Origin of the sequence: Exiguobacterium sp. s181 (genome assembly GCF_018617125.1) — a bacterium.
Taxonomy (GTDB): Bacteria; Bacillota; Bacilli; order Exiguobacteriales; family Exiguobacteriaceae; genus Exiguobacterium; species Exiguobacterium profundum.
On record NZ_JACSJM010000003.1, the window covers coordinates 102,450 to 124,943 of the forward strand.

Here is a 22,494-nt window from a genome sequence, read left to right on the forward strand (position 1 = left end):
GGTGCATCATCGCACCCTCTTGTTTATTGGACTTTGTTCTCTGGACCAAATGACGGATAGAGCGAAAGCCCACCGTCCGCAAAGATGGTTGTCCCCGTCACATAGGACGACTCATCCGACGCGAGCCAAGCGGCAACGGCTGCGATTTGTTCCGGCTTCCCGATGACGTGAGATGGGATAAGCGCTTCTAATCCCTTCTTCTCTTCCGGGTCGCTCATCGTCTCTTCGTTGATTGGTGTATCAATCGCCCCAGGTGCGATCGCATTGACACGAATATGGTTCGGTGCATATTCGAGTGCGACGGATTTCGTGAACATTTTCACGCCACCCTTGCTGGCTGCGTAATGTGTATAACCTGGACGTGGGATGACTTCGTGAACAGAAGACATATTGATGATGTTCCCCTCGATTTCATGCTCCACGAAGTATTTTAAAGCAGCACGGACACCAAGGAACGTCCCGTTCAAGTTGACGTCGATAATCTGCTTCCAGTTATCAAACTCCATTTCATGCGTTTTTGCCTCGACTTGAACGCCGGCGTTATTCACGAAAATATCCATCTTTCCAAACTCAGAGATGGCTTTCTCAATCATCTTCTCCGCGAGTCCTTCTTCTGCGACGTCCCCTTTCACGGCGACGGCTTTCCCACCAGCTGCCTCGATGCCACGGATGACTTCCTCCATCTCTTTTTCACTGCTGCGGTAATTCAGGACAACGCTCATCCCTTCTTTTGCGTAACGTTCCCCGATGGCACGACCGAGCCCCTTCGAGCTGCCCGTGATGACCGCGACCTTACCTTTTAACTCTGGATAGTTTGCCATGTCAATTCCTCCTTCATCTTCTCGGGTTTAGTTCCCGCATTCCCCTCTTCATCAAACATGATTGGCTGCATTTTGAATATTTGAAACAAATCAACTATACTGAAACAAACTATTCGTTTTCAGGAAACGCCTGAAAGACGTTTGATCTTATACTCAATGGAGGTGACTCCCCGATTTTAGGGGGAATTGTTGGACAGTCCCATGTTACTCAGCTTACTCGTCGTCGCACTTTTAATCTTTTTGACTGCCTTTTTTGTGGCAGCCGAATTTTCAATTGTGAAAGTGCGTGGCGCTCGACTCGACCAGCTCGTGCTCGAAGGAAATAAGAAAGCGGTCAGCGCGAAAAAAGTCATCGAGAATATCGACGACTCCCTTTCTGCCTCGCAGTTCGGAATCACGCTTTCTGCACTCGGTCTTGGGTGGATTGGTGCCGATCAAATCGAAACGTATATCCACACATTGGTCGAACAATTGAACATATCGCCTTCTCTCGTGACATTCTTGTCGTTTTTGATCGCCTTCTTATTGATTGCGTTCGTCCATGTCGTCATCGGTGAACTCGTGCCAAAAACGCTCGCGGTTCACGAAGCGGAGAAGTTGACGCTGCTCGTCGCACGTCCGCTCTACGTCTTCACAAAAATCTTCTATCCGTTTATTCGAGCATTGAACAGTATGGCTCGAATCACACTCCGTTTATTCGGGGTACAGACGACAGCGCAGGAAACGGCACACTCTGAAGAAGAATTGAAAATCATTATGACGGAAAGTTTCCGTAGTGGTGAGATTAACGAAAACGAATTGGCATATGTTCAAAATATCTTCTCCTTTGACGAACGGATCGCCAAAGATGCCATGGTACCACGAATGAACATGGTGACAATCGATGAAGAAGATACGATCGAAGAGATCATCGCCGTAGTGGAAGAGCACCAGTATACGCGTTATCCCGTCACACGAGATGGCGATCGCGATGACGTTCTCGGATTCGTGAATGCGAAACAACTCTTCACTGCCCAACTTTCAAAAAATGATGCACCGTTCGAGTCGTTCATTCATCAATTGCCGCTCGTCACCGAGTTCACACCACTTCAAGAAGCGATGGTGAAGATGCAAAACGCGCAGACGATGATGTGTCTCGTCATCGATGAGTATGGTGGGACGGCAGGACTGTTGACGATTGAAGACATTTTAGAAGAAATCGTCGGCGAGATTCGAGACGAGTTCGATCGAGATGAGCAGGCTGAAATTACAGAAGTCGCTCCGAAACATTACCGCCTTTCAGGACTCGTTTTAACGCAAGAACTGGAGGAACGGTTCGGCATCGAAATCGAGGATGACGTCGATACGGTCGGTGGTTTCGTTTTATCACAAAAAGCGAATGCGCGAACGGGGGAACGCTTCCTTCTACCTGGCAACCATGAACTGATTGTCAGTGAAGTCGATAACCACCGCATCGTCTTCGTCGACTTGATTCTCGCCTCTCATCAAGAGGAAGAACCACTGTCTGAATGATGCATCTTTCAAACCCTTCTCTAAAATATGGAGAAGGGTTTTTCACGTTTGCACCGAACTGTCGCTATATTTTCGCCTCTTCCCGTGATATACTGCACATATGTTGCTTATTTGAGTGTCACCCACTCAATGACACAACATCACCGAAACATGGCGAGATGTTCGGTTTAAACAGAAAGAAATAGAAAGAAGGTTACGCATGGAACGCAAACTATTTTTGATTGACGGTAACTCCATGCTGGCCAGTGCTTATTATGGTGCCGCCGCGAGCCGAACGAAAAAAGGACGCGAGGTATCTAAAAACGATCGGAGTGCCGTCATCGGAATGACCGGCCTCATCCGGACGATTCTACGCAGACATCGTCCGACTCATTTTGTCGTCGTCTGGGACGTCTCACGTGAAACATTATGGCGTCGAGAACTGTACCCGGGCTACAAACGTCGCAGACGTCAAACACCGCCTGAATTGAAAGCGCAGATGGAACTCATGCGCCAACTGCTTGAGGATAGTGGAATCCCACAATTCCAAGTAGAAGGGTATGAAGGGGAAGACTTGATTGCCCACATCGCCCGTAAATTCAGTTGCAGTGCCCCTGTCGTCATCATGACAAAAGACAAAGACTTGTTACAGCTTGTCAGTCCACGAATCACCGTTTGGTTACAGACACAGGAGCTTCAGCAAATGCAGGCTCGTTGTGACATTCGTGATAATCGTCCGTTGCCGCTCAAGCGTCATTTAGAAATTCGACCAGAAGAGATTGCAGCGTTATACGAAGGATTGAAACCGAAGCAACTGTCAGCCGTCAAAGCATTGACAGGAGACCGTTCTGACGGAATCCCTCCAGTTGCCGGGCTCGACGAAAGCCAATCGGTTCAACTCATCAAACGATTCGGTTCGCTCGATAAGCTGTATTCTGCCTTGAGCATCAAAGGTGAAAAACGACAACAAGTAAATGAAACGATCGCGGCACTGACGTCAGAGGAGGTGCCCCGTAACTTGAGACGAACACGCAAAAAAGCAGAGCGCAACATGGAGCTCGTTCGACTCGATGTCACGGTGCCGGCACTTGAACATTTGAAGCTAGCTCACCTTGAGCTCAGCCTCAACCCAAAACGAGTCGAGCAAGCGTATCAAAAACGCGGACTTCGTCTCTCGTTTAACGCAGGTCAGAAGAAAACATCCGCACGTTAAAAAGAACGAACGCTCAAGCGTTCGTTCTTTTAATATGCACGGTAATCCCGTCTTCATCGGTCAACGACCATTCAGACGATGTTCCGCCTAACGCCTGGTTCGTCTCTTCATTGACGAGAAGCGTCCATGCTTCGATTCCGGTCTCCATTCCCACAGGATCGCTCGGACGGGCCCACACGTTCGTTCCGATGTGATGGTGGTAGCCATCAGCTGCTAGGAAAAGTGCGCCTGGATAAGAATCCGTCGTAATGGAGAAGCCAAGCCGATCATGATAAAAACGTTTCGCCGCCTCGATTGAGCGTACTTTAAAATGCACGTGCCCCATCATCGTTCCGATCGGTAAACCAGTAAACGACCGATTGGCTGCCGCTTGAAGCATCGATTCATAGTCGACAGGCTCGGTCGCCATTTTCACATGGCCGTTTGCCTCGTACGTCCATTGGTCCTTCGGGCGGTCGGCATACAATTCAATCCCGTTTCCTTCTGGATCGCTCAAGTAGAAGGCTTCACTCACGAGATGGTCGCCTTGCCCCACTTCGATGCGTCGCTCAATGAGATGTGCCAACATGCTTCCTAACTCTACACGGTTCGGGAACAGAATAGCTAAATGGAACAAGCCTGCCGCCCGTGGATTGGTTTTCGCTTGCGGGACACTGTGCAAGATGACAAGCGGACGTTCCTTCGTACCGAGTGTAATGAGCTCTTCGCTCTCTTCTAAAATACTCATCCCAATCACGTCTACGTAAAATCGTGTCATCTGTTCAATGTCACGGACTCGAAGCGTTACCGGACCGAGTTCGATTTTTTCGATTTTCATATATTATCACCTCACCTTCACTATACCCGCTCGGTCGATGTTACAGAAGTAGGCACAAAAAGGTGGTATAGTTACTTCAACGATACTATTGGAAAGGAAGAGCGACGTGACTAACATAACAAGCTGTGAAGTCGATACGGCACTCGAACTGATTACAGGAAAATGGAAACATTCCATCCTCCTCGTGTTGATCAATGGAGATACATTGCGTTTCAGTGAGTTGAAACGCGCGTTACCAAAAATCAGCCAAAAGATATTGACCGCACAACTCCGCGACTTAGAAGAACAGGATATCGTCATCCGGACCGTCTATCCAGAAGTTCCGCCCCGTGTCGATTATCGTTTAAGTGAGTACGGAAAAACACTGATCCCGATTCTCGAAGCGATGAACGAATGGGGAATGCGTCATGCCGAACGGATGCGCTCTAATTAGTTGTCCACATGTGGATAACCCATTTTCTCTATTGAACACATCACTTATCCACAGGAGGTTGTCATGATTCGTTATCCACAGTTAACCGGTTATCAAATCGGTGTCACCGCCCCTTCGTCAGGTATACCAGAAGAATTACACCATTTATTGCATCAAGCGGAACAGAAGTTTTCCGATCGAGGGTTCACGTTGCAATTCACTCCGAATGCGTGGAAACAACGATTTGGGAAATCCGCTCCGGCTCGGATCCGTGCACATGAACTGACATCTCTACTTCAAGATGACAAAGTCGACTTGATCATTCCGCCCTGGGGTGGGGAACTCTTAATGGAAATCCTTAATCACATCGAGTGGCAGTCCTTGCCCGCAAAATGGATGCTCGGTTATTCGGATACGAGTCTATTACTTTTTGTGTATACGCTAAAAACCGGAATCGCCTCCGCCCACGGTCCAAACTTAGTCGACTTACGTGCTGATTTGTGGGACGAGACGAGTTCGCGCTGGCTCGATGTGTTGTCGACGCGGACCGACGAGACGGTCATCCAACGCTCGTCCGAGAAGTTCCAAAACGAATGGCAGCATGATAATCCGACGCCACATCTGTTTCATCTGACGGAGACGACCGAATGGAAAGCGATCGGTAGTCAAAACGCAACGGGGCGCTTGCTCGGTGGATGTCTCGATGTGCTCTTACATACAATCGGGACACCGTATGGAGACGTCAAGACGTTCCAACGCGATCACCTGAACGATGAACCGATTCTTTGGTATTTTGAGAACGCTGAGCTGAACGTCCCAGCATTAAAAAGGACCCTCCTTCAAATGAAGTGGGCCGGTTGGTTCGATCATACGTCTGGTATTTTGTTCGGACGGAGTGACGCCCCCTCTGTGCATCAAGACTATACGGTCGAAATGGTATACGAGGAGCTTCATCATATGTTAGAAGTTCCTATCTTTTTTGATATCGATTGCGGACACGTACCCCCTCAGATGACACTCGTCAATGGGGCCCACGCTTCTGTACAAGTCGAGCATGGCAAAGGAACATTGATTCAAACGTTCAAGGGCTGATTCGTCAGCCCTTGATTTGTTGTAGCAATGTCTCTAAACGTTTGCGAAACAGTCCTTGCGGGAATTCAGCTACTTGTTCTTCGATGACTGGCACCCAGTCATCCCCACATCCGTTCAATGTTCCCCTTAATAAACCTTCGTAGTAAATCGCGATATCGACTAAGCTATGTGTTTTCCACTCATCTCTGTTTTCCCATAATGCCAATAAACACTCTCTTCCCATTTCCGTTTCCCCTCGAAAAGCGTAGTACACACCTTTCGCCATCGAAATCGCTGCAATAAATGGTTCGACATCTGTCGTGAGAGATTCCATCAATTTGATGTTCTTTCCTAATAGTTTGACATGTCGATATTCCATCGCATAGAGCGCTTCAGAAAGTGCCACTTTGATTTCAGCCAAACGATCTTCCGTGAATTGAATATATTGCTTCGCCTTTTGTAACGACTCATGAATTTTCTTCTCATCGTTCAAATAGAGCGCGCAAATCGAAATGGTGCGATACACGTCGTCCGCACGGTAGTAGATTCTTGTCCGTGTCATATACTCGAGCACGTCTTCAAGCTGTCGAATTGCCCCTTCTAAATCCTCATCACAAAGAAGATTCTTAAATACAATTAACATGGCATATTCAGTTCGTGTCTTTGTTTTCATATATTTTGCATCAAGTAGTTCTATCGCTTCAATCCGTTCAATCGCTTCCTCGTAGCGGTTCCACATCAATAAATAATAAGCCTGGCTAATTCGTCCCATCGCCAATTCTTCGGACTCACCTAGCTTCTCAAAAATCTCAATCGCGCGGTCATAGTAAGCTAGTACTCTCTCATTCTCGCCCTCTTGAAAGTACGTATCACCGTACAGCATATATGCTTTTCCTTGCCACACGGAGTTCATTTCTTCCTGTAAGTAAGGCTTGAGCATTTCCCGAATTTTTTGATCCGGTAGTGAAATAAGTTGCATCTCCTCAAATTCTAGCTTTTCCACCAGCGACTGTAGTTCGACCTCTTTTGGATCGGTCAATAATTGTTGCATCGAGACATCTAATCGACTGGCAAGTTCTCGTAAACTGCGCATCGATGCCTCTGCTTTTCCGTTCTCAATCATACTGAGCATCGATTTTGTGACAATCCCTTCCGCCAGCTGCGTCTGAGTCATTTTTTTCTGTTTTCGCAATGCTTTAATGCGCTCACCAATCATATGTCACCTCTAAAAGTTAAATTATATTGAACTTTATATTTACAATTCACTTCGTTGCCTTTATGATAATGTTAAATCACATTTAACTAATTTGCAAAGGAGTGTTTCTATGAAGTTTCTCTCTTCAAATCTATCAATTTTACTGCTCGGTAAATTCATGTCGTTATTCGCATCCAACTTATTTACGTTTGTGGCGGGACTCACGGTGTTGACGACGACCGGATCTGGGCTCCAATTCGCCTTCGTTCTCCTCGCAGGTACATTACCCCGTGTGCTTCTATCCCCATTCGCCGGCGCTTATGCAGACAAACTTGACCGAAAGCGAGTCATCATTAGGATGGAGTCTTTGAACGGAGGATTATTTTTACTCGCAGGTGTTGGAAGCTTACTTTGGACGTTTGAAGCACCCGCTTTTTACGTCATCACATTCTTCTTAGCGATCGTTTCCACTTTCTTATCGGTCACGTTATCAAGTTCGATTCCTCTTTTATTTGAGGAAGATGAACTGCAACGCGCCAACTCTCTCATTCAAAGTATCATCTCCATCTCAAGCATCGGTACCCCGCTTCTTGCCGGGGCACTGTTTAAGCTTATACCGATTCCTGTCTTTTTGTTCAGTTCAGCTCTATTCTTTATGATTGCCGCACTTCTCGCCTCTCGACTTAAATTTCATCAGAAAGAGGTCGCACCCACCGAACAATCGACTTGGGAAGACGTACGGTCCGGTCTGTCTTACTTGAAACAACAAAGAGTCTTGTGGACAGTTGCTGTCCTCGCCGCATTTTTGAACTTCTTCTTCGTTGCATCGGAAGTGTTGTTCCCGATTGCAGCGTTACAGGAAGTCGGTGTGTCCCCGTTTCAATTCGGACTCCTTGAAAGCATGGTCGCCATTGGTTTTTTAGTCGCTTCCTTACTTCATGCCTTACCGTTATTCAAAATCAAACATCGCTTAGCAACGATGCGATCCGCGTTGACCATTCTTAGCGTTCTGTTCGTCGGACCCGCCATTCCATTATATTTTCACTTCAACGTCCTCACGTCAATTTTCTTTTTCGCGGTCTTCGCTTTATTGAGTGGTTTCTTGATCGTACGTGTCAACATCCCGATTCAATTGTTCCTCCAAACGAATACGGATCCGAACTATTTAGGGCGCGTCATCGGTGTGCTCGAATCACTCGCGATGGGGATTACGCCGATTGGATTCATCCTATTCGGGGTATTGAGTGATCTCGTCTCTGTTGCCCATCTCTACACCGCTTGCATGGTGGGTCTACTCATCTGCACGTTCGTCCTTACGTACCGAATCCGGCATGACATCCAAGCAGAACGAGATGCAGCCCAATCAATGGAACGTGTATCGTAACGAAAAAAGACATCGAACGAATCAGTTCGATGTCTTCTCTGTTGACGGGAGTACCCGTTTTTCTAATAAGAATGGTCCGAATGGGATGACGGACGCCATGACAGCAAGCGTCAAAACTTTGAATCCCCAGCGCAAGCGCCATGCCATGTAGATCGCCGCGAGCACATAGGCCACAAATAAGAAACCATGTGCTGCACCAACGATACTGACCGCGAGTGGAATGCCGGCCATATATTTCAACGGCATCGCGATGAACAGTAACAACAAGAAGGATACACCTTCTGTGTAGCCAAGCCATTTAAAATGAGTCGTAGTCATATGCGTTCTCCTTTATTTCTGTAGGCTATGTCTATCGTAGCCGAAACGTGAGAGGTTTGTCACAAGAGAACGCATAAAAGTTACGAGGCTATTTGACGATTTGGTGAACGATGCAATACTTTCGTGTCGACAAAACGGCGAAGGAACAACCCGTCGACCCCAATTTTTCCAGCGTTATGACCGGCAACTAAAATCAAGACAGATACGATCAACATCGTTGGGTTCGTACTGACTGTTCCTGATAGTAAGAACGCCATGTTCATGACGAGTCCGAAGAACGCTGCGCTACGTGTGAGGGCACCGAGCAATAATCCTAAGCCTACCAAGAATTCACCGTAAGGAATCAAGACATCGAATAGCCCGGCGTTTGGGATCGCAAAGTTTTCGAGGAATGCAGCCCACCATCCAGCGACGGCCGGATGTTCTCCAGAAGCGAGTGTCACCGCGTTATTCAAGAACCCTTCTGTTCCAAAACCTCCCGTGATTTTCCCCCATCCTGCCGTTAACCAATGATAACCGAGCCATACACGTAACACCGTCAAGATCGCTGTAGCGACATTATGATTTTGCCAAAATTTCGTGAACATCATAATTCCTCCCTTTCAAGAAGTTAAATAATTATATAATGTGATTACATTCACAATATACCATTCATGTTCACTATTTCACATATGTATTTTCCTTTGTTCATGATTCGTCCATATGTACGCCATATTCTATTCACATTCATCCACAAAAAAAGACACCTAATTTAGGTGTCTTTGAGGAGATTATAGTGTCACTTCTTGTGGCGGTTGACCTTTCTTGTTCATCACGCGCATCGATTCCGGTTCGATTTTTAGGATGACAAGCTTTGGATCGTCCGGACCATCGAACCATCCTTCGAGTTTCTCGTTCCATACTTTCTCTTTCATCGATTCATCATCCGACACGGTCGCTTTACCGAGGATTTCTAAGTAAGTGTCGCCCACGCCATCTCCATCATAGCCGATTAAAATATGCGTATATGGATTCTTTTCTAACTCTTCTACTTTATCTGTGTCGTTAGAGGTTGCCGTGTAGAGTGTGAAATCATCATGGAAAAATGTCATGTAACGACTGTGGGGTTTCACCTTATACACGGTCGCCATCGTCCCGACATTACTTGCATCTAGAATCTTTAACGCTGTGTCTTTTGCACTCATTCCAAATTCCTCCTTCATGATTTGTCGCTCGTATACTGTTCCCTCAAACTATGGGATTAAACACAAAAAAACCTGCTCGCCGACGCGAGCAGGTATCATATTCCTTAGAAAGGAAGATTAGATTTTTTCAACGTTAGAAGCTTGTGGTCCACGAGCTCCGTCAGTGATTTCGAAAGTTACTTCTTGGCCTTCTTCAAGTGTTTTGAAGCCGTCGCCTTGGATTGCTGAGAAGTGTACGAATACGTCGTCTCCGCCTTCCATTTCGATGAAGCCGTAACCTTTTTCTGAGTTAAACCATTTTACTTTACCTGTGTTCATGAATGAACCCTCCTGAAATAAACGCTATGCGTTATAGTAGTGCCTTACTAGAAAAAACTTGACCAAAAAAAATACAAGCCTCTGGATTATCTAATGAAAAATAATCCCAAGCACTTGTGAATTATGATTCCAGCTATTCTTAATTAAGCACATATTGAATATAACACGACTAGATGTTTCTGTCTAGTAAATACTTCTGATTGCTAAAAAACAAGGTGAAACGGGTACATGCTAGAGAAGATGATGCTAGGAGGATTTATAATGAAAAACGTAAAGGACCCACAATCAATCGCATCGATGATTGCCTCTCATTCCGATTGGTCGGAAGAAGACCTCATCCAGCAAACACTTGAATGGCACCGTGCTACACGGGAAGCTTCTTACTTTGAGCAACAACAATCTATCCCGTGTCGAATTCCATTGACGGAACGGATCACCCCTGTCCGCACGTCCTTTCCGCTCGAGCAAGTCGACGGCATCGTTCGTCCCGTCTGGATGCGTCGGCTCGATGCCGAATATTTGAATTTACTGCAGACGACGAAACAACGTGTTGATGTGACGGACTATGGTGCTGTCGGAGATGGAAAAACGGATTGTACCCTCGCCTTTCGACTCGCCATCCGCTCGAACCGTCGTGTCTTTGTCCCAGCAGGCGTTTATATCGTTCGGGGGATTCGTCTACCTTCCAACTGCGTGCTCGAAGGCGCAGGACAAGACGTCACGATTCTCAAACTGTCCGATCGTGCACCGAGACATCGACGATTGTTACGAAACGCCACCCCTTTCGCAGGAAATCATCATATCGAGGTATGCCACCTGACGCTCGATTGGAATGTCGCACGATTAGGCGATGTGAAACGGACGACGAGCGGTGACACGACATCGAGCGCCTTGACGTTTGCCCATGTGACGTATGGATGGGTGCATCATGTGACGGCTAAAAATGCCGGTCTTCATGCGTTCGACATCACGTCTCCACACTATCATTACTTAGGGGATGGACTCCGCGCGGCAAACGGCAGTCGGTATATCCATCTCGATCACCTCGAGGCGACGAATTATGGGGATGACGGAATCACCACACATCACAGTGATGCCATCTACATCACGAACTGTTATTGTCATCATCCTCACGGCCGAACACACGCCCTCGGATTCTCAAATTCGAATGGAATTGAGATCGATGACGGATCACGGCATGTCACACTCGTTCACAATAGAACGGAAGGTTGCTTTGGAGGCATCGAAGTAAAAGCACATGGGACCTCATCTGCCGCACACGACGTTCATATCTTCGGGCATCTTTCGGTGCATGACAATCGTTCATTTAACTTTCGTCACATTGGTCATCATTTAGTAGACGATCCGAACTCGGAGACGGCACGCTTCCTATCTGGTACGAACTTAGTGTCCGTCGAGCCAGTCCGCAGTTCACTCTATACAAAATCTTCACCACGAAGCCTGGTCGTATCGGCCTACCAGGACGTCTTGATTCACGGTTTGACTGCGATCGGCGACCCGACCTACGATTACGAACAGCATCCGGCAATTGCGATTCAATACAAGTCGAGACGCGTTCAGCTGAAACGAATCTCCGTGCGCGGGTTTACCACAGCCCGAGCCGACCTCGAACTATTTGGCGGAGATAACCGCACCGATGAAGTGACCATCGATGCCTTACGATGCCAAGAATCTGCACCCATCGCTCTAAAAATCGGTCGTCACCTCGAACACCTTGCTCTTCATCAGATTGAAGGGCAGAAAAAAAGCGGAGATGTACTCATCTCCACGAAAAGCCCGATTGAGGCGCATAATCTACTCGCTCAAGGATTTTCAGACCGGGTGCGCTCAGACGTTTGAGCGGTTTCCACGAGTTGATTCAGTTTGGCGTCATCGAGTTGAAGTGAACTCTCTTTTTGTTTGGCCATCATGCGGACAATCGCTTTGTCTAAAAAGCCCATTCGTTCAAAGTCATACCCGCTCCCGACGACCTCGACGAAATAGGCATGTTCGCGCAGCGTGTCACGATAGGCTTCTTCTAGCTCGCGAATCCGTTCCGACTCTGTCGGTGTCCCGGCACACAAATATAAAGCGAGGGGACGCTCAAGCAAGTGTGCTTCGTGAAGCGTCAACCATTCCTTCATCTCGTCTTGGATCGTGCCCATTCGAATCGAGCTCCCGACGATGACGTGATCTACCATCTCCCACGTGACGTTCGGCTCTTCTACGATATTTTGGACACGAACGTCACCCGATAGACGTTCAGCGAGTAAAGCCGCCACTTTTTCACTCGTTCCATATCTGGAAGAGTACGCGATTAAAGTACCCATGTCGTTCCCTCTTTTCATGTCAGACGTTACTTACACTATTCCCGAATCATCGAGAGAAGATACGTTTGCACTTAAAAAAGCTCGCCGTCTGGCGAGCTTTTCGTCACAGTTTATACACTTGTGCTTCATAAGGACGAAGGGTGAACGCTTCTATCGGTTCCATGTTTCCGATGACACGTTCTTTCACGTCATATGGTAGCTCTCGTTGTTGTGTCTCGTCGGAGAAGTTACAGAGCGCGAGCCATGTCTCACCTTCGAATGAACGTGTGAATGCATAGACCGCCTCATCTTCCGGTAACAACAGCTCATACTTTCCATAGACAACGATCGGATTGGCTTTACGTAGCGCAATCAACTGACGGTAGTAATGGAAGAGTGAATTCGGATCTCTCCGTGCCGCTTCCGCGTTGATGTCGACATAGTTCGGGTTGACCTCGATCCACGGCGTCCCTGTCGTAAATCCACCATGTGCTTCGTCTGACCACTGTACCGGTGTGCGTGAATTGTCACGTCCTCGCTCATGGATGCCACGGAAAATCTCGTCGTGCGTCAACAACCCTTTTGATGTGTAATCACGGTAGGCGTTCAACGTCTCAATATCTCGGTACTGATCGATCGAATCAAACGCGACGTTCGTCATGCCGAACTCTTCCCCTTGATAAATGTAAGGTGTCCCTTTCAATAGATGAAGAAGTGTCGCGAGCATCTTCCCGGAACGGACGCGATATTCAGGCGAATCGTTTCCAAAGCGCGAGATGGCACGGGGCTGGTCATGGTTACTCCAGTACAGGCTGTTCCATCCTTCCTCTTCGAGCCCTTCTTGCCAACGCGAGAAAATCGTCTTCAGCTCAGTCAACTTCCAGTCTGTCGGATTCCACTTGCCGAAGCTCCCGTTCCCGACGTCCACATGTTCAAAATGAAAGACCATGTTCAGTTCGTTGCGGTCTTCACCCGTATACAGTTTCGCTTCCTCCACACTGACCCCTGGCATCTCCCCGACCGTGATCGTGTCGTATTTCGATAAGACTTCACGATTCATCTCCTGCATGAATTCATGGATGCGTGGTCCGTTAAAGAAGAATGGTGTCCCGTCTCCATACCCCGTTCCTTGCGTTTGACCGTCTGGATAGCTCGGGTCTTTTGAAATCATATTGATGACGTCCATCCGGAACCCGTCGACCCCTTTATCGAGCCAATATGTCATGAGGTCGTACACTTCACGACGAAGCGTCTCGCTTTCCCAGTTCAAATCCGGTTGTTTCTTACTGAAGAGGTGGAGGTAGTACTCATCACTCGCCTCATCATACTGCCAAGCGCTGCCGCCGAAGAAAGCCCCCCAGTTCGTCGGAGGTTGACCATCTTTCCCTTTTTTCCAAATGTAATAGTCACGATATGGGCTGTCTTTTGAAGAACGTGACTCCATGAACCATTGGTGTTCGTCCGAAGAGTGATTGACGACGAGGTCCATCATGATTTTAATCCCGTGACGGTGTGCTTCTTCAAGCATCGCATCGAAGTCATTCATCGTACCAAACTCGTTCATGATGGCACGGTAATCACGAATATCGTATCCATTGTCGTCGTTCGGTGAATCGTATACCGGCGAGAGCCAGATGACGTCGATCCCGAGTTCTGCCAAATAAGACATCTTCTCCGTGATCCCTTGGATGTCACCAATCCCATCACCGTTTGAGTCATTGAAGCTACGTGGATAAATTTGATATACGACCGCTTCTTTCCACCATTGTTTCATGTTACGTCCTCCTTGAAGTTCATTTCCGTTTCAACGCTTTCATCGTACTGTCTTCAAGGATTCATGACCATCCATGATATGATTAAGATATGTACAATTTTGCTATAAAATGAGGAGACTATTATGGAAATCGGCTTTTGTGGCTATTCTTATCATACAACGACCTACACTTTTCCATTCGCAAACTTACTCGATACGTATCTGATTCGCTTACAAACGGAAGGAACGGCTCGGATTGTGGTCAATGGGGAAACGATGATCACACGACCTGGTGACGTATTGATTGTCCGTCCGGGTGACTTCTATGAAATGCATGTCGATACACCCGCGAGCGGAGACTATCATATCTTTTGCACCGGACATTCAATCGATACATGGTGGCATGCGACTCCACGGGGGCGATTGAATACCATCGCCATCGATTCACGCCTTCTTTCGCTATGGCAACACATTACGGAGGAAGTACGCCGTCCACCGTCTGAACAAAGTGCCGTTTTAATTGAAACACTCGTTCGGGCGCTTCTACTCATGCTCGATCGTTCGATTCAAGATGTGCATTCCCAGGCGCGACCTCCAGTCGTCTCTCGTATGATGCGCTTTATCGAAGCACACGTCACGAGTGACTTCAAAGTTTCAGACGTCGCCGACGCCGTCGGACTGAGCGTTTCACGGACGGTTCATCTCTTTAAAGAAGGGACCGGGATGACGATCATCGAATATGCACAATCGATTCGGTTGCAGCTTGCCGAAGAGCAAATGCGCTATACAAAACATTCGTTAGAAACGATAGCGGAACTGTCTGGATTTCGAAGCTATCCATATTTCCACAGAATTTTTAAACGAAAATATGGCGTCGCACCAGGGGTTTATCGCACTCTTCAACAAAAAAACGAAAAAAAATAAAAAAAGAGTGATCCATTTTTTGAACCGCTCCGTTAGATGGGTGTAAATAACGACAACACTCACTTACGAAAAGGAGCGATTACCCATGAAGAAGACGACGTTAAACAAAATCGTAGCACCGGCACTAGCCTTAGGACTACTCGTACCAGTCAACGCACAGGCAGCGGATCACACGCCGACAGCAAGTACACCAGCAGGTGACCTTCGCGCCACACTCGATCAACTCTTATCTGAGCACTACGTATTAGCCGTCACATCGATGATGAAAGGGTACGACGAGGCAGCAGATGCTGAGGTCGCGGATCAAGCTCTCGATCAAAACGCGCTCGACATGACACCAGCCATCGCTTCCATCTACGGTGAAGAAGGCGCTGCACAATTCGAGGAAATCTTCCGTGGTCATAACGACTACTCAGCTGATTTCGTAGAAGCGGCAAAATCAGACAACCAAGAACTACGCATGGAAGCGGAAGCGGAAGTCGATGAGTTCGTAGAAGAATTCTCAACATTCCTCGATGCAGCGACAGAAGGGAACTTACCGAAGGACGCAGCAGCTGATGCACTCGAACTTCATGAAGACCAAGTCCTCTCTGTATTCGATAACTATGTCGAAGGAGATTACGAAGAAGCTTACATGACGTTCCGTGAAGGCTACAAGCACATGTTCAACATCAGTAAAGCTCTCTCGGGTGCAATCGTCACACAAATGCCTGACAAATTTACGACTGGAGCCGACACACCAGCTGTTGAACTCCGCTCAACATTGAACAGTCTTGCAGGTGAGCACTTCGCCCTCGCTGCGATCGGTATGCAAAAAGGGTACGACCAAGCAGAGGACTATGACTACGTGACATGGGCAGAAGACCAGAACACACTCGACTTCAAAGCAGCCATCGCATCCGTATATGGTGACGAAGGTGCAGCACAATTCGAGAAAGTATGGAACTCCGATCACATCACAGCACAAGGTGACATCGTTGCCGCTACACTCGAAGGCGACGAAGCGATGATCGAAGATGCGCGGATGCGCCTCGACCAATTCGCTGTCGACTTCAGCACATTCCTCGATGCAGCAACAGAAGGGAACTTACCACAAGCTGCCGGTGAAGAAGCAATCAAACAGCACGAAGCGCTCGTACTCGACACATTCGATCAATATGTCGCTGGCGATGCAGAAGCGGCTTGGATGTCATTCCGTGAAGGATATGCGTTCATGTTCGGTGTTGGTGAAACACTCGGTAACGCGATCGTGACACAAATGCCTGACAAGTTCGAAGAAACAATGATGCCTGAAGAGATGCCTGAAACAGGTCTCGGTGGTGCACAAGAACAATCAATGAACACACTCTACGCTGGATTAGCTGTACTTGGCGGAATCTTACTCGCCTTCGTAACGCTTCGCAAACGTAAAGTGTCTGAACAATAATCAATAAGGAGGGAGTCCCATGAACAAGCGCCTTTTGTTTCTGGCTCTCTCTCTCTTTTGTTTTAGCTTCTGGACGTGGACGAGTGCCCAAGAATCGTCGTCACCACCTGTAGAAGAAAAACAAATAGAGGAGAGCCCGGATTTAACGGCTGAATTCTCACTTCTACAGGAAGAGGTGAAAAAGCTACGTTTAGCCGAGGAAGAAGAAAACGCCAAGGCCGTCACCCCTGTTCAAATCCAGATCCCTAAAATTGATGTCGATACGGCAATTGAACAAGTTGGGGTCCTAGACAATGGACAGATGGGCGTACCAGAAGACGAGAACCAGGTCGGGTGGTTCGAACCTGGTGTGACACCAGGGAGCAAAGGAAATGCCGTGATCGCCGGTCATGTCGACAGCAAGACCGGCCCGGCTATCTTTTATCAACTCGATCAACTCAAAGAAGGCGATGACGTTCTGATTCAAGATGAAGCGGGTAACACACTCCGGTTCCGCGTCACAAAAACAGAACGCTATGATACGAAAACCGCGCCAATCGAAGAGATTTTCGGTGCCACATCAAATCGGAACTTAAATTTGATTACCTGTTCGGGTACGTTCGGGGACGGGGGCTATGATGAACGATTCGTCGTCTATACAGAGCTGGTGGATACCGAACTGAACGAAACTGTCAATCTCGAGACACCGACGGCAGTCGAACTGAAAGGTAACTTATTGACATGGCACGCCGTTCGTCAAGAGAGCGTGATTGGATATCGAATCTATGAAGTCATCGACGGAAAAGCGACTCATATCGAAAGTATCCCATCCCATGCACGAAAAAGTATCGAAGTCACAAATGAGAGCAATGCATCCTACTACGTGACTGCGATTGACCAGCTTGGAAATGAGTCGAAACCGTCTCAGACAGCGAAGTAGGCACGAAACGTCCTTAGATAAACGCTAAGGACGTTTTTCTATTTCCCATGTATAGTGAAGATAGCAACACATACATCAACTTTAGGATAAGGAGTTTACACGTCATGAGGACTCAACTTTCATCACCTCTCGCCAGTCAAGTGAAGAGAAGAATTCGCGCCATTTGGGCTGTGACCGATTCACATTATTGGTACCCTCTATCGACTGCTGGGCGCCCCGATGTGATCGCATTCGATAGTGACTATATTGAAGAGAATGATCAAAAAATCAAGGAAATCCAACAATGGATATTGCGTCGAGGCGCGGATGTCGTCTTTGAACTACATGAAGACCTTACGCTCTGGCAAATCGATACCGATTCCTTGGATCCTTGTTATGACGGACGTTATTTAGAACGTTATTGGTTTGACCAACACATGAACTGGGTCATTTATGCATCTCACGAAAGTACGATCAGCTTCGGGGGGAACGAATTGATTACATCGCTCCAGTCCTCTTGGCCAGATTGGCAGGAACACCTATCTGTTTTAGACCATCGCTTCATCGAATGATGGACCCACAGAAAAACGCACCCATTTCATCAATGAGTGCGCGGAACTTATACGAAGCAAGGAATTTGCGGATTGAACGTCTTGTTGTTCTCCGTCATGACCTGCTTTTTAATTTTGCCTTCTCCGAGGTAGACGATGCGGTCGGCAAGTGCCTCAGCATCTTCTTCGTCATGCGTCACAAAGATCGTCGTCGTGCCCGTCTGCTTCAAGAGACGACGCAAATCGTCGCGAATCCGGTGTTGAAGTGACGTATCCAAATTACTGAACGGTTCGTCTAGAATCAAGAGCGCCGGCTTCGGTGCGAGCGCACGCGCGAGCGCGACACGCTGTTGTTGTCCCCCACTGAGTTCGTACGGATAACGGTGACGGAATTCCGTCAAGTTGACGAGCGCGAGCATCTCTTCGACACGCGCATTCCGCTCCTTGCGGTTCAGTTTATGAAGACCGAATCGAATGTTCTTTTCAACGGTCATGTGCGGGAAGAGTGCATAGTCTTGGAAGACCATCCCCACGCCACGATCTTCTGGCGGCATGAACTGGCAATCGTCGCAACAGACACAGTTATTCACGACGACGACGCCCTGGTTCGGCATCTCGAGTCCTGCGATCAAACGGAGAATCGTACTCTTCCCCGATCCGCTGTCCCCAAGAAGTGAGACGATTTCACCTTTCGTGATTGAAATCGAGAACCCTTTGATGGTCTCTTCATGCGCACCTTTATAGCTAAAATGTAAATCATTGATTTGAACAAACATTAGTCGGCCTCCTTATCAAGCACCTTGTGGGAAACGAATATCAACAGTCCACTCATGAGGACGATGACGATGGAAGCGAGTGCCGCTTCGTGAATCTTCTCATCACTCACGTATTTGAACGCCTGTGTCGCAAGCGTCGAAAAGTTAAATGGTTGTAAAAAGAGCGTCAATGGCAACTCTTTCATAATATCAATAAAGACGAGGATAAACGCGCTCATGATGGCGCCTTTGATCATCGGGATATCGACGCGAAAGAACGTTTGGACCGTATTCCACCCCAGCATACGGGATGCTTCGGTAAACGACTTCCCTACTTTCTCAAACCCGCTCTCGATCGAGTTGTAGCCGATGGCGAGGAAGCGGATGACGTAGGCAAAGATGAGCATGATGAGCGTCGTCCGGAACACGAATGTCTGACTCAAGTCGAGCGCCCGTGCCAAATTGAGCACTTTGTCATCGAGCCACAAGAAGAGCGTGATGACCGCAATGGCGATGGCCGCTCCCGGAATCGAATACCCAAGCGTCGTCACTTTCGAAATGACACGCGTCATGTTCGACGGGAAGAGTCGTGTATAGTTCGCAATGATGAGTGCGAACAGTAAGATGATCACGGTTGCGGTAAAGGCGACTCGTACCGTATTCCAAACGAGTTGCCAAAATTCTTCCGTGAAGACCGTATCGAACGTCAGGAACGTCCAAGCCGTCAACTGCGTGAACGGAATGACGAATGCAATCGCAAAGACGAGCGAAACATATGCGAATACCGCATAGCGATGCCAACCTTGCAGCGGTCTCGGTTTGAGCGGTTTTACTTTCGTCGAAGCGTAACTGAATTGCTTCCTTCCCCGGACGAGTCGTTCCATCGTCAAAATGGCGATGACGAGAATCATGAGTGTGCCCGCAAGCTTCAGCGCCGACGACGTATCCTTCATCCCGAACCATGTGCTAAAAATAGCGGTACTGAACGTCTGGATCCCGAAGTATTTCACGACACCATAGTCGTTGAGCACTTCCATCAAGACGAGACTGACACCGCCGATGATGGCGACTCGAGAAATCGGTATGACGACGGTGAAGAAAATGTCCCATGAGCCACGACCGAGAATCCGCGCGTTCTCAATCATCGAGGATGATTGGTTATGCAAGAACGCTCGTGTGATCGTATAAATATATGGATAGAGGAACAACGTGAAAATAAACACGGTTCCTTGAATCGACATGATGTTGAAGTACGACTGATCGACGGTGATCCCGAACTGATTTCGTAGCGTCGTTTGGATCACTCCGGTGTAATTTAAAATGCCGTGATACGTATACGCCCCGATATAAGGCGGAATCGCGAGCGGCAGGATGAGTGCCCATTTAAAGAAGCGACGGAACGGGAAATCATAGACGGTCACGAACCAAGCGAGGCTCGTCCCGATCACGGTCGTCAAGACACCGGTAGCCACCATAATGAACAACGTGTTTCTCACGTAACGGGGCAACAGGTACTCCTGAATGTGCTGCCAATTGTCATTGACCGGGGCGAACAATTCGACGAGCACGACAATTCCCGGCAAGACGATCAATAAAATCGCGAGAAAGCTGAGGATCGCCCATCCATTCAGTTGTCGTTTTACTGCGTGCCAGTTCATGTCGTACCGCTCCCGTTCTGTAAACTATCAATTCCTGTCCCATCATATCAGTTTCTGTGCATCCCGTGTAGCGCTTAGGGTGTGAAGAACGCAAAAATCTCCGGCCTGAACTCTCGTTCAAGCCGAAGTCATCTTACTTCCAACCCACTTCGTTAAAGATGCGGATTGCTTCTTGTTGGTTTTCACCAAGTGCAGAGAGGTTGATGTCTTGCTCTTTGAACTCGCCCCATGATTGAAGAAGTTCGTTCGGCTCAACCGACTCGTTGACTGGATATTCGTAGTTCACACTCGCAAACTTTTCTTGTGCTGACGGTTCTGACATGAACTCCATCAATTTTTGAGCGTTTTCTGTATTCTTCGATGCTTTCGTCATGGCGATACCCGAAATGTTCACGTGTGTGCCTGTTGTATCTTGGTTCGGGAAGAAGACACCGAGCTGTTCAGCGACTTTCTTCTCTTCTTCGTCTTCAGAATTCAACATGAGCCCCATGTAGTACGTGTTCATGATGGCCACGTCCCCCTCACCGGCGACGACCGCTTTCGCTTGGTCACGGTCGTTCCCTTGTGGGTCGCGTGCCATGTTGTTCACTAAGCCCTTCGCCCACTCTTTCGCTTCATCGACCCCGTTCACTTCGATGAACGATGCGAGGAGTGAGATGTTGTACATGTTTTCAGATGGACGGACGAGTACTTTGCCGTTCCACTGTTCTTCTGTCAACGCTTCATACGTCGACAAATCTTCTGGTTTCACGCGATCTTTTGAGTAGACGATGACACGCGCACGTTTCGTCAAACCGAACCATTCGTTGTCCGTGTCACGATATTTTTCAGGAATGTTTGACTCAAGCTCATCGCTATCGACCGCTTGAAGATGTCCTGCTTCTTTTGCCTGATACAAGTTTCCGGCATCTGCTGTAATGAAGAGGTCTGCTTCTGTGTTTTCGCCTTCCGTGTTCAAACGCTCGAGAAGTTCGTCACTCTTTCCTTCCACCACGTTGACTTTGATGCCTGTTTCTTCTTCAAACTGCTTGTATAATTGTTGATCGACATCGTAGTGGCGACTCGAGTAAACATTGACGACGTTCGAATCGTCTGAGCCTTCATTTGAAGTTGTCTCATCTGTGCTTGCACAAGCGGCAAGGAGCGATGTCGTTAACGCTGCTGAAATTCCTAAAGCTGCATATTTTTTGTTCATCTGTCATTCCCCCACGTTCGGTTATTTCTCTCTGGTAATGATAATTACTCTCAGTACCTATCATCACTGATAATCATTCTCACGTCAAGACTTTTCTGCAATCGCTATCACACTATATGTGTACTTGGTGACAGTTTTGAGGACATCATTTCTTGACTTCAAAAGAATACGAACGATATAGTAAAATCAAACAAACCGTCTGGTCGGTACAGAAAGAGGTGAAGATATGTCAAACCGATCGAACGTTACAAAGCAAAAGCTGTTGGATGCGGCAACCGACATCATCATGAACCATGGCGTGCACCAACTTACCTTAGATGAAGTCGTCAAGACTGCGGGTGTATCTAAAGGTGGACTGCTTTATCATTATCCTTCAAAAGAAGCGTTGATGACGGCGATGGTCGAACGATTACAACAAGAACAAAACGAGCTATATGCTTCATTGCAACAAGAAGGTCATGGACCTGTCGAGGCGTTCGTTCGTCTATTTGATGAAACGAAGTTACATCCTGAGCGTGCTGCCATCCAAATCGACGTCGAGAAGATGATTGCATTTCTCACGTTGTTCGAAGTCGACCAAGAGTACGCCAATCGTTGGAAACATGATTTAGATACGTTCTTCGCACAGTTCCAACAAACGGCCGACCCGGTGGAAACCATGATCATTCGTTATGCACTCGAAGGTATGATGATGTCCGAACACTTCGGTGTCGGTGTTCCCCCTGCCGAACTCAAACAAGCGATTATCGCACGCTTGATTGAACGAGCCCACGACATCGATCGTGAGTCATAAAACAACAT

23 protein-coding genes are annotated in these 22,494 nt (G+C 47.7%); 11 read left to right on the forward strand and 12 right to left on the reverse strand.

Features of this window, described 5'->3' with window-relative positions:
* Positions 1–23: 23 nt before the first annotated feature.
* The gene (locus KNO70_RS11920; protein WP_015880438.1) at positions 24–821 is read right to left on the reverse strand and encodes a glucose 1-dehydrogenase; all 798 of its coding nucleotides are present in this window, start codon (positions 819–821) and stop codon (positions 24–26) included.
* A gap of 189 nt (positions 822–1,010) precedes the next feature.
* On the opposite strand from KNO70_RS11920, the gene KNO70_RS11925 reads away from it, so the two are divergent.
* Together KNO70_RS11925 and KNO70_RS11930 are read left to right on the forward strand one after the other, a co-directional pair.
* Positions 1,011–2,333, forward strand: a complete 1,323-nt coding sequence (locus tag KNO70_RS11925; RefSeq protein WP_240499772.1) for a hemolysin family protein — start codon at positions 1,011–1,013, stop codon at positions 2,331–2,333.
* Positions 2,334–2,532: 199 nt separating this feature from the next.
* Complete coding sequence (locus KNO70_RS11930; protein WP_031424353.1) at positions 2,533–3,525, forward strand: 5'-3' exonuclease; 993 nt, start codon at positions 2,533–2,535, stop codon at positions 3,523–3,525.
* Between the two features lie 13 nt (positions 3,526–3,538).
* Here KNO70_RS11930 and KNO70_RS11935 read toward each other — a convergent pair whose 3' ends face one another.
* A complete protein-coding gene (locus tag KNO70_RS11935) occupies positions 3,539–4,342 on the reverse strand; it encodes a VOC family protein (protein WP_214688906.1) in 804 nt (267 codons plus the stop codon).
* A gap of 106 nt (positions 4,343–4,448) precedes the next feature.
* On the opposite strand from KNO70_RS11935, the gene KNO70_RS11940 reads away from it, so the two are divergent.
* Complete coding sequence (locus tag KNO70_RS11940) at positions 4,449–4,775, forward strand: winged helix-turn-helix transcriptional regulator (protein ID WP_015880434.1); 327 nt, start codon at positions 4,449–4,451, stop codon at positions 4,773–4,775.
* A gap of 63 nt (positions 4,776–4,838) precedes the next feature.
* Entirely contained in the window at positions 4,839–5,846 is a 1,008-nt protein-coding gene (locus KNO70_RS11945; RefSeq protein WP_078146090.1) for a S66 family peptidase, read from the forward strand.
* A gap of 4 nt (positions 5,847–5,850) precedes the next feature.
* Here the strand turns inward: KNO70_RS11945 and KNO70_RS11950 are convergent, their stop codons facing one another.
* On the reverse strand, positions 5,851–7,041 hold the full coding sequence (locus tag KNO70_RS11950) for a helix-turn-helix domain-containing protein (protein WP_078146089.1): 1,191 nt from the start codon (positions 7,039–7,041) through the stop codon (positions 5,851–5,853).
* Between the two features lie 109 nt (positions 7,042–7,150).
* On the opposite strand from KNO70_RS11950, the gene KNO70_RS11955 reads away from it, so the two are divergent.
* Positions 7,151–8,404, forward strand: coding sequence for an MFS transporter (locus KNO70_RS11955; RefSeq protein ID WP_214688908.1), 1,254 nt, complete (start codon positions 7,151–7,153; stop codon positions 8,402–8,404).
* Between the two features lie 21 nt (positions 8,405–8,425).
* Here KNO70_RS11955 and KNO70_RS11960 read toward each other — a convergent pair whose 3' ends face one another.
* The 4 genes from KNO70_RS11960 to KNO70_RS11975 all read right to left on the reverse strand — a co-directional run bounded on the left by KNO70_RS11960 (position 8,426) and on the right by KNO70_RS11975 (position 10,224).
* Positions 8,426–8,722 (reverse strand): DUF3817 domain-containing protein, encoded by a 297-nt coding sequence (locus KNO70_RS11960; protein ID WP_015880430.1) that lies wholly within the window; start codon positions 8,720–8,722, stop codon positions 8,426–8,428.
* Between the two features lie 80 nt (positions 8,723–8,802).
* Positions 8,803–9,309: a DoxX family membrane protein gene (locus KNO70_RS11965; RefSeq protein WP_015880429.1), complete on the reverse strand. Its 507-nt coding sequence runs from the start codon at positions 9,307–9,309 to the stop codon at positions 8,803–8,805.
* Positions 9,310–9,492: 183 nt separating this feature from the next.
* Positions 9,493–9,906 (reverse strand): pyridoxamine 5'-phosphate oxidase family protein, encoded by a 414-nt coding sequence (locus KNO70_RS11970; protein WP_143404742.1) that lies wholly within the window; start codon positions 9,904–9,906, stop codon positions 9,493–9,495.
* 117 nt (positions 9,907–10,023) lie between these two features.
* Positions 10,024–10,224 (reverse strand): cold-shock protein, encoded by a 201-nt coding sequence (locus tag KNO70_RS11975; protein ID WP_015880427.1) that lies wholly within the window; start codon positions 10,222–10,224, stop codon positions 10,024–10,026.
* 261 nt (positions 10,225–10,485) lie between these two features.
* On the opposite strand from KNO70_RS11975, the gene KNO70_RS11980 reads away from it, so the two are divergent.
* Positions 10,486–12,084, forward strand: a complete 1,599-nt coding sequence (locus KNO70_RS11980) for a glycoside hydrolase family 55 protein (protein ID WP_214688910.1) — start codon at positions 10,486–10,488, stop codon at positions 12,082–12,084.
* Here the strand turns inward: KNO70_RS11980 and KNO70_RS11985 are convergent.
* Together KNO70_RS11985 and KNO70_RS11990 are read right to left on the reverse strand one after the other, a co-directional pair.
* Positions 12,048–12,554, reverse strand: a complete 507-nt coding sequence (locus tag KNO70_RS11985) for a flavodoxin domain-containing protein (protein ID WP_078146086.1) — start codon at positions 12,552–12,554, stop codon at positions 12,048–12,050. The two genes, KNO70_RS11980 and KNO70_RS11985, sit on opposite strands and share 37 nt — an antisense overlap.
* Positions 12,555–12,657: 103 nt before the next feature.
* Entirely contained in the window at positions 12,658–14,307 is a 1,650-nt protein-coding gene (locus tag KNO70_RS11990) for a glycoside hydrolase family 13 protein (protein ID WP_214688912.1), read from the reverse strand.
* Positions 14,308–14,430: 123 nt separating this feature from the next.
* On the opposite strand from KNO70_RS11990, the gene KNO70_RS11995 reads away from it, so the two are divergent.
* From KNO70_RS11995 to KNO70_RS12010, 4 genes are all read left to right on the forward strand, one after another.
* Positions 14,431–15,210, forward strand: coding sequence for an AraC family transcriptional regulator (locus tag KNO70_RS11995; RefSeq protein ID WP_214688914.1), 780 nt, complete (start codon positions 14,431–14,433; stop codon positions 15,208–15,210).
* An 85-nt stretch (positions 15,211–15,295) separates the two neighbouring features.
* A complete protein-coding gene (locus KNO70_RS12000) occupies positions 15,296–16,636 on the forward strand; it encodes a copper amine oxidase (RefSeq protein WP_214685065.1) in 1,341 nt (446 codons plus the stop codon).
* A 19-nt stretch (positions 16,637–16,655) separates the two neighbouring features.
* Positions 16,656–17,555, forward strand: coding sequence for a class F sortase (locus KNO70_RS12005; RefSeq protein ID WP_214688916.1), 900 nt, complete (start codon positions 16,656–16,658; stop codon positions 17,553–17,555).
* A 104-nt stretch (positions 17,556–17,659) separates the two neighbouring features.
* The gene (locus KNO70_RS12010; RefSeq protein WP_214688918.1) at positions 17,660–18,106 is read left to right on the forward strand and encodes a hypothetical protein; all 447 of its coding nucleotides are present in this window, start codon (positions 17,660–17,662) and stop codon (positions 18,104–18,106) included.
* Between the two features lie 47 nt (positions 18,107–18,153).
* Here KNO70_RS12010 and KNO70_RS12015 read toward each other — a convergent pair whose 3' ends face one another.
* The 3 genes from KNO70_RS12015 to KNO70_RS12025 all read right to left on the reverse strand — a co-directional run bounded on the left by KNO70_RS12015 (position 18,154) and on the right by KNO70_RS12025 (position 21,693).
* Entirely contained in the window at positions 18,154–18,861 is a 708-nt protein-coding gene (locus KNO70_RS12015; protein ID WP_214688920.1) for an ABC transporter ATP-binding protein, read from the reverse strand.
* The gene (locus tag KNO70_RS12020; RefSeq protein WP_015880418.1) at positions 18,861–20,498 is read right to left on the reverse strand and encodes an ABC transporter permease; all 1,638 of its coding nucleotides are present in this window, start codon (positions 20,496–20,498) and stop codon (positions 18,861–18,863) included. The genes KNO70_RS12015 and KNO70_RS12020 overlap by 1 nt, the downstream gene beginning before the upstream one ends.
* Before the next feature lie 133 nt (positions 20,499–20,631).
* Positions 20,632–21,693 carry a Fe(3+) ABC transporter substrate-binding protein gene (locus KNO70_RS12025; RefSeq protein ID WP_015880417.1) on the reverse strand — a complete coding sequence of 354 codons (1,062 nt, stop codon included), beginning with the start codon at positions 21,691–21,693 and terminating at the stop codon, positions 20,632–20,634.
* A gap of 226 nt (positions 21,694–21,919) precedes the next feature.
* Here KNO70_RS12025 and KNO70_RS12030 point away from each other — a divergent pair, with 226 nt between their 5' ends.
* Entirely contained in the window at positions 21,920–22,486 is a 567-nt protein-coding gene (locus KNO70_RS12030; RefSeq protein WP_214688922.1) for a TetR/AcrR family transcriptional regulator, read from the forward strand.
* The last annotated feature ends 8 nt before the right edge of the window (positions 22,487–22,494 follow it).

Bases quoted from the DNA above. Each gene is read 5' to 3' on its own strand.
- KNO70_RS11945 (WP_078146090.1), top strand. From the start codon at position 4,839: ATGATTCGTTATCCACAGTTAACCGGTTATCAAATCGGTGTCACCGCC.
- KNO70_RS11975 (WP_015880427.1), bottom strand. From the start codon at position 10,224: ATGAACACAGGTAAAGTAAAATGGTTTAACTCAGAAAAAGGTTACGGC.
- KNO70_RS11950 (WP_078146089.1), bottom strand. From the start codon at position 7,041: ATGATTGGTGAGCGCATTAAAGCATTGCGAAAACAGAAAAAAATGACT.
- KNO70_RS11960 (WP_015880430.1), bottom strand. From the start codon at position 8,722: ATGACTACGACTCATTTTAAATGGCTTGGCTACACAGAAGGTGTATCC.
- KNO70_RS11970 (WP_143404742.1), bottom strand. From the start codon at position 9,906: ATGAGTGCAAAAGACACAGCGTTAAAGATTCTAGATGCAAGTAATGTC.
- KNO70_RS12005 (WP_214688916.1), top strand. From the start codon at position 16,656: ATGAACAAGCGCCTTTTGTTTCTGGCTCTCTCTCTCTTTTGTTTTAGC.
- KNO70_RS11990 (WP_214688912.1), bottom strand. From the start codon at position 14,307: ATGAAACAATGGTGGAAAGAAGCGGTCGTATATCAAATTTATCCACGT.
- KNO70_RS11965 (WP_015880429.1), bottom strand. From the start codon at position 9,309: ATGTTCACGAAATTTTGGCAAAATCATAATGTCGCTACAGCGATCTTG.
- KNO70_RS11985 (WP_078146086.1), bottom strand. From the start codon at position 12,554: ATGGGTACTTTAATCGCGTACTCTTCCAGATATGGAACGAGTGAAAAA.
- KNO70_RS11955 (WP_214688908.1), top strand. From the start codon at position 7,151: ATGAAGTTTCTCTCTTCAAATCTATCAATTTTACTGCTCGGTAAATTC.
- KNO70_RS12015 (WP_214688920.1), bottom strand. From the start codon at position 18,861: ATGTTTGTTCAAATCAATGATTTACATTTTAGCTATAAAGGTGCGCAT.
- KNO70_RS12030 (WP_214688922.1), top strand. From the start codon at position 21,920: ATGTCAAACCGATCGAACGTTACAAAGCAAAAGCTGTTGGATGCGGCA.
- KNO70_RS11920 (WP_015880438.1), bottom strand. From the start codon at position 821: ATGGCAAACTATCCAGAGTTAAAAGGTAAGGTCGCGGTCATCACGGGC.
- KNO70_RS11935 (WP_214688906.1), bottom strand. From the start codon at position 4,342: ATGAAAATCGAAAAAATCGAACTCGGTCCGGTAACGCTTCGAGTCCGT.
- KNO70_RS11930 (WP_031424353.1), top strand. From the start codon at position 2,533: ATGGAACGCAAACTATTTTTGATTGACGGTAACTCCATGCTGGCCAGT.
- KNO70_RS12010 (WP_214688918.1), top strand. From the start codon at position 17,660: ATGAGGACTCAACTTTCATCACCTCTCGCCAGTCAAGTGAAGAGAAGA.
- KNO70_RS11995 (WP_214688914.1), top strand. From the start codon at position 14,431: ATGGAAATCGGCTTTTGTGGCTATTCTTATCATACAACGACCTACACT.
- KNO70_RS12000 (WP_214685065.1), top strand. From the start codon at position 15,296: ATGAAGAAGACGACGTTAAACAAAATCGTAGCACCGGCACTAGCCTTA.
- KNO70_RS12025 (WP_015880417.1), bottom strand. From the start codon at position 21,693: ATGAACAAAAAATATGCAGCTTTAGGAATTTCAGCAGCGTTAACGACA.
- KNO70_RS11980 (WP_214688910.1), top strand. From the start codon at position 10,486: ATGAAAAACGTAAAGGACCCACAATCAATCGCATCGATGATTGCCTCT.
- KNO70_RS12020 (WP_015880418.1), bottom strand. From the start codon at position 20,498: ATGAACTGGCACGCAGTAAAACGACAACTGAATGGATGGGCGATCCTC.